The sequence below is a fragment of the Paenibacillus sp. 1-18 genome, assembly GCF_000520755.1.
Classification (GTDB): Bacteria; Bacillota; Bacilli; order Paenibacillales; family Paenibacillaceae; genus Paenibacillus; species Paenibacillus brasilensis.
Window position 1 is genome coordinate 1 of the sequence record NZ_ASSB01000346.1, and the last position, 6,927, is coordinate 6,927.

Consider the following 6,927-nt stretch of genomic DNA (forward strand, 5'->3'; position numbering starts at 1 on the left):
GGAACTGACGGATCGAGAAATGGAGGTACTCCGCTTGTTGGCACAAGGGAAATCCAATCAGGATATCGCAGATGAGCTAATAATCGGGATTAAGACGGTGAAATTCCATGTCACGAACCTTCTAGCCAAATTAGGCGTGGAGGACCGCACACAGGCGGCAATTTATGCCTACAAAAACGGATTAGCAGAGTAGAATGGTTAATAAACGAAGACAAAGAACCGGAGGGCAAGCTGAGTCCTCCGGTTTTTTTCGTTCTATGCACAATGCTTAGATAAGTAGGAATAAAAAGGCGATTAAAGCCAAGTCAAGTGCAAGCCCTGCCCCATAGCCATATCCACCGTATCTGCCGTATCTGCCGTATCTGCCGTACCCTCTGTACCCGCCGCTATAGCCTGATCCACCACTTCCATATCCACCGTAGCCACTCCCAGGTAGCCCCCCCTCGTTATAAGGGTAAGCTGGAGTTAGCGGTTGGTCGGGCGGTTTAATTAAGGAATTTAGTTTGGCAGAGGAATTTGCCTTGTTTTTTGAATTTCTTTTTTTCTTCTTAGAGGATACCTTCTTGGCTTGTTGTTTCCGCTTGTTATTATAGCTGCCGGCATAAAGACTGCCGGGTGAGAAGGAAGGATATCCGTTCAACATTAACTTGCCTTTGCTGCACCCGCTTAAGATGCCGACGTGTCGTGTACCATCATTCATAACCGCACACACCAGGCGTCCGCCATGAGGTGCCACGCTAGCTTCATTTACAGGATAGATGGGATACATGATTTCACCTCTTTTGGGATAAGATGCGTTGTGATCATAGTCTATTCTCACGGGACCTACGATGTATGGTCGAACACCCATCAGGAAGATGAATATTTTAAAAAGAAATTGATGTATCTTGGTGCGTATAGAACCTCCGGTAATGGGAATGCTTTTGATAGATTAATAGATTTTAAACCAGCCGAAAAAGGGCATATCCAGAGTGTGTTTGGGAACGGATGGTTAAGAACCGGGAGGAACGACGATGCTAAAAGCAGAGATGTTTAAAAAAGGGATGATTGCTATCGTAGTCTTGGGAGCGGTGCTGGTACTGGCTGGCTGGCGTTATGGAGCGCTTCAGACGACCCGATATGATTCCCGCGAGGCAGAAGAGTCATTGCGCTCGTTATTAATCGTCTCGGATCAGACCCTCGGTAGACTGGATAAGCTGGTTGTGAAATGGCAAGGGGATTGGATTGCTAACGGTGAAAATCCAGAGGTTATAGCGGCACAGATAGCTGCTCAATTGAATATGCCTGCCGTAAACAGGGTTGTAGAAAATGGGCACACAGTATATCGTTCTGTTCGTGACAGTAAAAACCTTAATATACGTTTAAACATGATGGAACGGCAGGCTGAGCAATGGTATGTGGTCGTTCAACTGGATAGCAGCGATGCAGGACGTGAGCAACTGGTCCGTCTCCATAAACTCTGCGCTAAACTATTAAAATCTGTGGGAGTACAAGCGCAGTGGAACACAGCCTTTCAGCATTCACTGCATTCTGGGAAATCCGTAAATCAGCTGATGAAGCTAACTGAGGAGGGTTTGTCAACCAAACTCTCCATGCAGGCCAAAGAAAGATACACAGATGCAACTACGGCGGCTGTATCCTATGAAGCTCCAGAACTACCGTTGAGTATTCAAAGCGGTGAACATCGAATACACATGCAGATGGCTGTGCATGAAGATGGGGAAGAGCATAATACACGTATTACCCTCGGTTTTCCACTTATTACAATAGAGTACTGACTTATAAGGTAAATTTATGATTCATCGGATAGCTTATCCATGCGGGATATGTTAAAATGTCATCAAATCTTTAGTTCCATGTATTTCGAAAATCAAGTATGCTTGTTTAAATATACACAATACTACATGCGGATTTCGAGGATTGTGGATTGCGGAATCTTGACATGGGAAGAATGAGGTACTTCATGGCTGACATACCTGTTAAAGAATCTGTTGTGATGCAAGGTGCAGTTTTGTTTATTTTTGGTGCTACTGGCGATTTGGCTCGCCGCAAGCTATTTCCTGCAATTTACAGTTTGTACCGTGAAGGGAAACTCGCTGAAGATTTCGCCGTTATTGGTGTAGCAAGACGCCCTCGCACAGAGGAAGAATTCCGCAATGACTTGTACGCTTCCATACAAGAGTTTAGTCGCTACAAGGCAGAAAATGGTCAAGAATGGCAGGCGTTTGCCGAGCATTTTGAATATAAATCGCTGGATATCAACAATGTTGAGGGCTTCCATGAGCTGAGACGGCAGACGGAATCTATCGAGAACAAATTTAACATTCCGGGGAATCGGTTGTTTTATTTGGCCTTGGCTCCTGAGCTATTCGGAAGCGTGTCGAAAAGCCTGAAAGAAGGCGGCATGATGGATGGCAAGGGCTGGAATCGTCTGGTTATTGAGAAGCCGTTCGGTTACAACCTCGAATCTGCCCAAGAGTTGAACGTTGAAATACGAGAAGTATTTGCCGAAGAAGAGGTTTATCGGATAGACCACTATCTGGGTAAGGAAATGGTACAAAATATCGAGGTTATCCGCTTCGCAAACGCCTTCTTTGAACCATTGTGGAACAATAAGCATATTGCCAATGTGCAAATTACACTTAGTGAGACGGTAGGCGTGGAAGAACGCGGAGGTTACTACGATCATTCCGGAGCCTTGCGCGATATGGGACAGAACCATATGCTGCAAATGCTGACGATGATTGCGATGGAGCCGCCTAGTCGTTTGTTGCCTGAAGATATCCGTGACGAAAAGGTAAAAGTGCTGCGTTCCCTGCGTCCTTTTGAATCGACTGAGGATGTGCAAACCAATGTGGTACGTGGTCAATACACTGAAGGAAGCTATCGTGGCCAACAGCTGCCCGGATATCGTCAAGAGGATAAGGTTGATCCACAGTCGAACACAGAGACTTATTTTGCATCACGCGTGTTTGTAGATAATTTCCGTTGGGCAGGTGTACCGTTCTACATTCGCACTGGCAAACGTCTCCCGGTTAAAACAACGGAGATCGTTGTGGAATTCAAGAGCATGCCTACAAATGTGTATCTCGGTCAAAAGCATACGCTGGAGCCGAACTTGCTCGTCATTCGGGTCAATCCAATGGAGGGCATTTACATTAAAATCAATGCCAAGAAGCCTGGCTCCGAATCAGATATTGAGCCGCTAGCTATGGATTTTTGCCAAAGCTGCATGGTGGGCATTAACTCACCGGAGGCTTACGAACGGTTGCTGATGGATGCGATTGAGGGTGACTCGACGTACTTTACGCGTTGGGATGAGGTTGCCACAGCTTGGAGATTCGTCGACCGAATTGCCAAGGCTTGGCAGCAAACCCCGGACACGCTGGAGACCTATGCTGCCGGCTCATGGGGACCGGAAGGTGCCCACAAGCTATTGGAGCAGGACGGCTTCAAGTGGTGGCCGGTCAGCGGTCAGGATGAAGATAATGTCATCTGGCGGGTAGGCGGCGCTCAATAATCCCGATTTGTCCAGCATCCCCCTATGTCCTCTTCAGGATGTAAGGGGATGCTTTGCGTTCGGAGTATGCTATAATAGCTTAGTCTGAGGTTTTCAGTTTGCAACTGATTATAAGTTAAAGGCAGGCTAAAACATGTAAATAAGATCGTATTTATAATGAATACGGTGACGGAGTACGCCGAATACTGGAGCTAGCAGTATTGAAGCTGGTAGCTCCAATGAACTTATGAAAATAGGCGTGCATCATGGCCTTTTTATGAATAGCTTGAGCAAGGAATGAATGGATTTGATCATGAAGGGATATGTGAAATGAGTAAAACAACAGATATACTTCGACAGGAAGTTGACAAACGGCGCACGTTTGCGATTATTTCTCACCCGGATGCGGGGAAAACGACACTAACGGAAAAGCTGCTGTTGTTCGGGGGCGCCATTCGTCTTGCGGGTACAGTTAAAGCGCGTAAAGCAAGCAAGCATGCGACGAGTGACTGGATGGAAATTGAAAAGCAGCGGGGGATTTCGGTTACATCCTCCGTTATGCAATTTGATTATATGGGACATCGTATTAACATTCTGGATACCCCGGGTCACCAGGATTTCAGTGAAGACACGTATCGCACGTTGACAGCCGCAGATAGTGCGGTCATGCTGATTGACGTGGCGAAAGGTGTGGAGGCGCAGACGATCAAGCTGTTTCAAGTATGTGCGAAGCGTGGAATACCGATTTTCACATTTATTAACAAGCTGGACCGTGAGGGACGCAGCCCCTTTGATCTGATGGAAGAGCTGGAGCAGGTGCTTGGTATCCGTTCGGTTCCTATGAACTGGCCGATTGGTACAGGGCGGGATCTGTGTGGTGTCTATGACCGTGTCAAGAATCAGGTCGAACTGTTTCAGGGAGATGATCATTCCACGATTAAGGTACAAAAAGTGGAGGATTACAATGATTCGATCATTCGCGAGATGGCGGGTGAATATCTGCATGACCAATTGTGTCAGGATTTGGAGCTGCTTGATGTAGCGGGTGACCCTTTTGACATGGAGAAAGTGCAGCGCGGAGAATTAACACCTGTATTCTTCGGTAGTGCAATCAATAATTTCGGTGTGCAAACGTTCCTGGAAAACTTCCTTCAGCTTGCTCCCAAACCGGAGCCACGTCGCAGCACAGCGGGGGAAATCGAGCCAACAAACGAGAAGTTTACCGGTTATGTATTTAAAATTCAAGCTAACATGAACCCGGCTCACCGGGACCGTATCGCATTTTTGCGCATCGTGTCTGGTAAGTTCCAACGCGGGATGAGTGTGAAGCATGTACGGATGGGCAAAGAGATTAAGCTGTCCCAGCCGCAGCAGTTTCTGGCACAGGATCGTGATATTGTCGAGGAGGCTTTCCCGGGCGATATTATTGGATTGTTTGATCCGGGTATTTTCCGTATTGGCGATTCACTCAGTCAAGGCAGTGAGGTCGTATTTGATGAATTGCCGACCTTCTCGCCTGAAATCTTCGCCAAGGTTACCGTGAAAAATGCCTTAAAGCACAAGCAGTATCAGAAGGGGATTGATCAGCTTACCGAGGAAGGCACGATCCAGGTGTTCCGCACGGTAAGCTTCGACGATACGCTATTGGGTGTTGTAGGCCAACTGCAATTTGAAGTATTTGAATACCGCATGAAGGGCGAATACGGAGTAGACGTACAGCTCCAGCGTATGCCGTTCCAATTTGCACGCTGGATCGTGGATGAACAGATTGATCCGAGCAAGTTCCGTATTAACTCTACGCTGGTAAAAGATAAAAAAGGAAATTATGTCGCCTTGTTCGAAAACGAGTATGCCATGCGTACGGCTATAGAGAAAAATCCGACAGCCAAGTTTTTGGAGATGGCTCCATAAGGGCTTAATCAGCATTTCAAACTGAGCTTAGCTTGATCTATACAACGAATAGTCCACTCGAGGTTACAGCGAGTGGACTATTCTCATTTTCAAATACGAGCAGAATAATAAGCACAGCTGATTATAAACAGGAACTTGAATTGACAGGGATGGAGCTAGGTCAGTGGAACGGGTTTGATTTTATCAATTTGTTCATGTGCCAAATGGACGAATTCCTGCTGTTGGCTTGGGCTCATATGCTTCCAGGCAACCTCAAGAATGACACCCAATCCGGGCAAAGCGGCCTCTGGTCCATCCACTGACCCCATAATCATATCTGTAAGATCAGCTTCTGATTTGCCGTGAACTTTGTGAACAATCGCTTGTCGTAAATCCAGTGTAATGGGCATGTGTACCTCCCCGTATGTTGTAGTAGTTATCAGGTGTATTATGGCTTGGGCTACTGTTGGGTATACATAAAGAAGCATTTGCCATAGGTATGTCAAAATTTATGTTTGTAGCGTGTTATGCTATACTATGACGGACAGAATGGTGATCGGGAGGTAAGAAGGAATGGCAAAAAAACAGTATGCGGTCATTGGTATGGGACGTTTTGGTTCCAGTATTGCCACCGCACTGAGTGAGATGAGTTTTGATGTGCTGGCTATTGACTCGGACGAGCAGCGTACACAGGAGATGTCAAATATTGTGACGCATGCCGTATCTGCCGATTCGACGGATGAGGAGGCGCTGCGAGCGCTGGGTATTCGTAATTTTGACGTGGTCGTAGTCGCGATTGGCGAAGATATACAAGCCAGTATTCTGACGACACTGATCCTTAAGGATATGGGGGTACCGACTCTAGTGGTCAAAGCACAAAACGAACTGCACGGGAAGGTACTGCACAAAATTGGTGCAGATAAGGTCGTTTACCCTGAAAGGGATATGGGGCTGCGGGTAGCCCATCATTTAACATCTCCCAACATTTTGGATTATATCGAGCTGTCCAAGGACTATAGTATTTTAGAGATGAGAGCAGCTGATTCCATGATTGGAAAAAATCTCAAGGAGCTCGATATACGAGCACGCTTCGGCTGCAATGTAATGGCGATTCGTAGAAATCAGGAAATGAACATCTCGCCTTATGCGGAAGATCGGCTGGAATCGGGGGATGTGCTGATTATTGTGGGTCATAAAGATGATCTAACCAAGCTGGAGCTGGCTTTTGCTGCATAGGAGAGGCTGGTATTTATGTATAAATGAAGCCTCATTTATTATCGAAGAAATGGACGGATAACGTATGGAAATTATCTCACCGAACAATGCGCGTGTAAAAGAATGGGCGCAGCTGTTGGAAAAAAAGCATCGCACCCGGCAGCATAAATATATTGTCGAGGGTATTCATCTGGTGCAGGAAGCGCTGCGCTCGAACGCGGCTGTTGAAAGCATCGCTTATGATTTGGACAAGGGCATTCCCGCCGAGCTGAATGGCCTGGACCAAGCCGACCAGCCGGTGGAATGGATTCCCGTGTCGGCGG

7 protein-coding genes and 1 pseudogene are annotated in these 6,927 nt (G+C 46.7%); 6 read left to right on the forward strand and 2 right to left on the reverse strand.

The window, feature by feature from the left end:
- Positions 1-193: response regulator transcription factor (locus L693_RS28440; protein ID WP_197030037.1), on the forward strand; the 193-nt coding region annotated here is incomplete at its 5' end.
- A gap of 101 nt (positions 194-294) precedes the next feature.
- On the opposite strand, the gene L693_RS32000 is transcribed toward L693_RS28440, so the two are convergent.
- Positions 295-426, reverse strand: a complete 132-nt coding sequence (locus L693_RS32000; RefSeq protein ID WP_269320861.1) for a hypothetical protein — start codon at positions 424-426, stop codon at positions 295-297.
- A 587-nt stretch (positions 427-1,013) separates the two neighbouring features.
- Between L693_RS32000 and L693_RS0123010 the strand changes: the two genes are divergently transcribed.
- The 3 genes from L693_RS0123010 to L693_RS0123020 all read left to right on the forward strand — a co-directional run bounded on the left by L693_RS0123010 (position 1,014) and on the right by L693_RS0123020 (position 5,410).
- A complete protein-coding gene (locus L693_RS0123010) occupies positions 1,014-1,778 on the forward strand; it encodes a YwmB family TATA-box binding protein (RefSeq protein WP_025720311.1) in 765 nt (254 codons plus the stop codon).
- A 185-nt stretch (positions 1,779-1,963) separates the two neighbouring features.
- A complete protein-coding gene (gene zwf / locus L693_RS0123015; RefSeq protein WP_025720313.1) occupies positions 1,964-3,520 on the forward strand; it encodes a glucose-6-phosphate dehydrogenase in 1,557 nt (518 codons plus the stop codon).
- A 309-nt stretch (positions 3,521-3,829) separates the two neighbouring features.
- Positions 3,830-5,410: a peptide chain release factor 3 gene (locus L693_RS0123020; protein ID WP_025720315.1), complete on the forward strand. Its 1,581-nt coding sequence runs from the start codon at positions 3,830-3,832 to the stop codon at positions 5,408-5,410.
- Positions 5,411-5,565: 155 nt separating this feature from the next.
- Here the strand turns inward: L693_RS0123020 and L693_RS0123025 are convergent, their stop codons facing one another.
- Positions 5,566-5,799 (reverse strand): small acid-soluble spore protein SspI, encoded by a 234-nt coding sequence (locus tag L693_RS0123025; RefSeq protein WP_025720316.1) that lies wholly within the window; start codon positions 5,797-5,799, stop codon positions 5,566-5,568.
- Between the two features lie 163 nt (positions 5,800-5,962).
- Between L693_RS0123025 and L693_RS0123030 the strand changes: the two genes are divergently transcribed.
- Both L693_RS0123030 and L693_RS28445 read left to right on the forward strand, forming a co-directional pair.
- The gene (locus tag L693_RS0123030) at positions 5,963-6,625 is read left to right on the forward strand and encodes a potassium channel family protein (RefSeq protein WP_025720318.1); all 663 of its coding nucleotides are present in this window, start codon (positions 5,963-5,965) and stop codon (positions 6,623-6,625) included.
- Between the two features lie 64 nt (positions 6,626-6,689).
- Positions 6,690-6,927 (forward strand): annotated as a pseudogene (locus L693_RS28445) (TrmH family RNA methyltransferase); the annotation flags it as partial.